This window comes from Acinetobacter sp. C15, from assembly GCF_013420645.1.
Classification (GTDB): domain Bacteria; phylum Pseudomonadota; class Gammaproteobacteria; order Pseudomonadales; family Moraxellaceae; genus Acinetobacter; species Acinetobacter indicus.
This window is the reverse complement of the sequence record NZ_VOXR01000097.1, coordinates 1-2,594: the sequence shown is the minus strand read 5'-3', so window position 1 is coordinate 2,594 and position 2,594 is coordinate 1. Positions and strand designations below refer to the sequence as shown.

Here is a 2,594-nt window from a genome sequence, read left to right as displayed (position 1 = left end):
GTAAGCGTCCGCTGAACCCCACTTTTTCTAACTCATTAATACCGCGATAGTGTCCACTTAAATTTAAGTGGACACCTATTTATGGATTTAAAGACAGTTATAGACAGTGCACCAACGCTAAAAAAGCCCCGTCGAACCTTCACAGCTGAATTTAAACATCAACTTATTCAGCAATGCCAGCAGCCAGATACATCAGTGGCCAAGGTAGCAATGCAACATCAGATCAATGCCAATCTGCTACATAAATGGATTCGTCAGTCCAGATCAATGCCCCCTGCATTAAAAACCCCATCCATTCCACAGACTGACTTTCTTCCGGTCATTCTTCACCCGACTCCAGTCAAACAAGAAGCACCTCTACCACCTGTGCCAGAGAAGAAAGCTGTCGCTCATATCAGGATTCCATTACATGAGGCACCAAGTTCCGCAAGGGATCAGATGATCGAGATCGACTGGCCGGTGGAGTCAGTAACTGAATTACTGTTGCTGATCCAGGGTTTGACTCAATGATTCGTATTGATGAGATCTGGTTGTCTACCCAGCCGATGGACATGCGTGCAGGGATGGATACAGCCATGGCTCAGGTGCTGAGAGCCTTTGGCTACATCAAACCGCATTGCGCTTACCTGTTCTGTAATAAGCGTGGCCATCGTATGAAAGTGCTGGTGCATGATGGACTGGGTATCTGGCTGTGTGCCCGGCGGCTGGAACAGGGGAAATTCCACTGGGCTAAAGTTCACCAGGGTGAAAGTATGGCGATCAGCCCGGAGCAGTTACAGGCACTGATCCAGGGTTTGCCCTGGCAAAGAATCGGACTGCAGCAAGTGGTAACAATGCTCTAAACCAGGCTCATCCATTCTGCTATTCTCCAAACGTTCTATTTCCTCTGCATCATGACCTCAGGCATACTGCGGTCATGAATACGCTGCCTGATTTAAGCCAACTGACCCATGAACAACTGCTGGAATTTACCAGACAGTTGGCGATGCAGCATCAGTCTCTGGCACAATCTAAACAACAACTGGAACAATCAAATCAGCAATTAGATGCCAGAGTTCAACATCTTGAAGTCACCAATCAGCAATTAGATTCTAAAGTTCAACATCTTTCTATTCTCAATCAAAAATACGAGCATGAGCTTGCACTATTTAAACAGCATAAATTCGGCAGTAAAAACGAACATCTAACCGCAAAACAAATCCATCTCTGGGATGAAGCGGTTGAAGAAGATATTGCAGCGGTTGATCTGGAACTGGAACGACTGAATGCAGATAAAACCAATGCAGCTGCACAGAAAGCCCCAGTCAACAAACCTAAACGTCGGCTGTTGCCAGATCATCTACACACCCTCCGTATTGAGCATGAACCTGAATCAACACAATGCAGTTGTGGCTGTACCTTGCGTCGTATCGGTGAAGATGTCAGTGAAAAACTGAATTTCAGACCGGCACAGTTCTATAAGGAACAGCATGTGCGTGGTAAATGGGTCTGTGATCAGTGTGACACTCTGACTCAGCAAGCGATGCCAGCCTATGTGATTGATAAAGGCATTGCTTCACCTGAATTGCTTAGCCATGTGCTGGTGTCAAAGTATGCCGATCATTTGCCTTTGTACCGTCAACGTCAAATCTTTCTACGCGCAGGTGTTGATCTGTCTAGATCAACGTTATCTGACTGGATTGGCCGCTGTGGGGTGGAACTGGAACCTCTGGCCAATGCCTTAAAACAGGTGGTACTGCAACAGCAGGTGATCCATGCAGATGAAACACCGGTGACGGTCATGCAGATGGGTGAAAATGAGAAAAAGCCCAAAAAAGGTTATGTCTGGGCCTATGCCAGCACACAGTACAATCCAGTTCAGGCAGTGATCTATGACTTTCAAGATAGCCGTTCTGGCCAGCATGCTGAAGACTTCCTGAAAGGCTGGCAGGGTCATTTGGTCTGTGATGATTACAGTGGTTATAAAGCACGCTTTAGATCAGGTCAGGTCATTGAGGTGGGCTGCATGGCACATGCACGTCGTAAATTCCATGAACTACATGTGACCAAGAAAAGTCAGGTCGCTGAACAGGCATTAGTGCTGATTCAGAAATTATATGCGATAGAAGCAGAATTAAGAAAAAAGACGGATGGTACAGCGGAAGACCGCTGCGAATACCGACAACAGCATAGTCAACCGGTCATGCAACAACTATATGAATGGCTCAACCAACATCAGCTGACGGTGCCATCGAGTTCTCCAACCGCCCGGGCGATCAATTACAGCCTAAAACGTTGGACTGCTTTAAGCCGCTATCTGGATGATGGCAATCTACCCATTGACAATAATTGGATAGAGAACCAAATGCGTCCCTGGGCCTTGGGGCGTAAGAACTGGCTATTTGCAGGTTCGCTGCGCAGTGGTCAACGAGCTGCCAATATCATGACTTTAATCCAGTCAGCAAAGCTGAATGGCTTGGATCCGTATGCCTATTTAAGTGATGTGCTGAAAAGGTTGCCAACACATAAAGTGCCCCAAATAGAAGAATTACTACCTCACCGCTGGAAACCTGAACCCCGTTAAAACTTGGCGATGGCGTTCAGCGGATGCTTAC

At 46.8% G+C, this 2,594-nt stretch carries 3 protein-coding genes; all 3 read left to right on the top strand.

Going from position 1 to position 2,594, the window contains the following annotated elements; translation table 11 throughout:
- The first annotated feature begins 81 nt into the window (after positions 1-81).
- The 3 genes from FTT63_RS15165 to FTT63_RS15155 all read left to right on the top strand — a co-directional run bounded on the left by FTT63_RS15165 (position 82) and on the right by FTT63_RS15155 (position 2,563).
- Positions 82-510, top strand: a complete 429-nt coding sequence (locus FTT63_RS15165) for a transposase (RefSeq protein ID WP_000364662.1) — start codon at positions 82-84, stop codon at positions 508-510.
- Entirely contained in the window at positions 507-842 is a 336-nt protein-coding gene (gene tnpB, locus FTT63_RS15160; protein WP_000618090.1) for an IS66 family insertion sequence element accessory protein TnpB, read from the top strand. The genes FTT63_RS15165 and tnpB overlap by 4 nt, the downstream gene beginning before the upstream one ends.
- Positions 843-916: 74 nt before the next feature.
- Complete coding sequence (locus FTT63_RS15155) at positions 917-2,563, top strand: IS66-like element ISAba17 family transposase (protein WP_001094416.1); 1,647 nt, start codon at positions 917-919, stop codon at positions 2,561-2,563.
- The last annotated feature ends 31 nt before the right edge of the window (positions 2,564-2,594 follow it).

What these genes read in the sequence shown, in the direction of transcription:
- FTT63_RS15165 (WP_000364662.1), top strand. Translation starts at nt 82, where the DNA reads ATGGATTTAAAGACAGTTATAGACAGTGCACCAACGCTAAAAAAGCCC.
- tnpB (WP_000618090.1), top strand. Translation starts at nt 507, where the DNA reads ATGATTCGTATTGATGAGATCTGGTTGTCTACCCAGCCGATGGACATG.
- FTT63_RS15155 (WP_001094416.1), top strand. Translation starts at nt 917, where the DNA reads ATGAATACGCTGCCTGATTTAAGCCAACTGACCCATGAACAACTGCTG.